This is a genomic window from Pseudomonas sp. 43(2021) (assembly GCF_017490805.1).
Lineage (GTDB): Bacteria > Pseudomonadota > Gammaproteobacteria > Pseudomonadales > Pseudomonadaceae > Aquipseudomonas.
The window spans coordinates 1-539 of sequence record NZ_JAFGYJ010000234.1 but is presented as its reverse complement, the minus strand read 5'-3'; the positions used below and the strand labels follow the sequence as shown (position 1 = coordinate 539).

At 58.8% G+C, this 539-nt stretch carries 2 pseudogenes; both read right to left on the bottom strand.

Going from position 1 to position 539, the window contains the following annotated elements:
• Positions 1 to 395: pseudogene (locus tag J5M71_RS26935) on the bottom strand (polyamine ABC transporter substrate-binding protein); the annotation flags it as partial.
• Positions 392 to 539 (bottom strand): annotated as a pseudogene (locus tag J5M71_RS26930) (histone deacetylase family protein); the annotation flags it as partial. The pseudogenes J5M71_RS26930 and J5M71_RS26935, both read right to left, overlap by 4 nt.

The following is a 539-nucleotide window of genomic DNA, read 5'->3' as shown; positions in this document are numbered from 1 at the left end:
GTGCCGTACATGTACGGCACGGCGAACTTGTTCCCCGGATCATTGGCCTCGATCAGCTTCATCAGTTTCGGATCGAGGTGATTCCAGTTCGGCAGTTTGCTGCGATCCAGCGGCTGGAACACCCCGGCCTCGATCTGCTTGGCGAGGAACACGTTGGACGGCACCACCACGTCATAGCCGGAGTTGCCAGTAAGCAGTTTGGCCTCGAGCGCTTCGTTGGTGTCGAAGATGTCGTAGATCAGTTTGGTCTGGCTGTTCTGTGCCTTGAAGTCTTCCAGCGCCTTGGGCGTGATGTAGTCGAACCAGTTGTAGACGCGCAGGGTGCGCTCTTCGGCGTGGGCGCCAGCGCTCAGCAGGGCCGCGCACAGCGCCGAGGCGATCAGTCGCTTTTTCATTGTTCAAAACCTTCCAGCACGTTCACCGCGTTGATGCCGATTTCTTCAACGGCGTAGCCACCTTCCATGACAAACAGGGTCGGCTTGCCGAGGGCGGCGATGCGCTTGCCCATGGCCAGATAATCCGGGCTGTCGAGTTTGAAC